The sequence below is a fragment of the Candidatus Accumulibacter vicinus genome, assembly GCF_000584955.1.
Lineage (GTDB): Bacteria > Pseudomonadota > Gammaproteobacteria > Burkholderiales > Rhodocyclaceae > Accumulibacter > Accumulibacter vicinus.
The window spans coordinates 90,510-90,922 of record NZ_JDSS02000032.1; the positions used below are offsets into that span (position 1 = coordinate 90,510).

1 pseudogene is annotated in these 413 nt (G+C 64.2%); it reads left to right on the plus strand.

Annotation, left to right across the window (positions count from 1 at the left end):
- Positions 1-413: pseudogene (locus tag CAPSK01_RS23290) on the plus strand (transposase); the annotation flags it as partial.

Below are 413 nucleotides of genomic sequence, written 5' to 3' on the forward strand. Positions count from 1 at the left end.
TGTGGCGGTGCAAGCGGAGCCGACGCTCTCGGGCGAGGTGGAGTGTGACGAGGTTTATGTTGTGGCGGGCCACAAGGGCCACCCCGAGGTGGTCAAAAAAAGGCCGTCAGGGCCGATGGCGGCGCCTGAAGGGCGCAGGCGGGCGGCGGTACCCTGGAAAAAAAGAAGCCACCGGTCTTCGGGATGCTCCAACGCGGCGGAGAGGTCGTGGTGCGGATGCTCGAAAACGTTCAGAAGACGACCCTCAAGCCGTTGATTCTGGCCGCCATCGCCCCTGGCACGACCGTCTATACGGACGAGCAGGACATCTACGCTCGCCTGCTCGAGTGGGGTGACGGACACAAGACGGTGTGCCACAGCCGGGGCGAGTACGCCCGCGATGAGGATGGCGATGGGTTCCATGAGGTCCATGT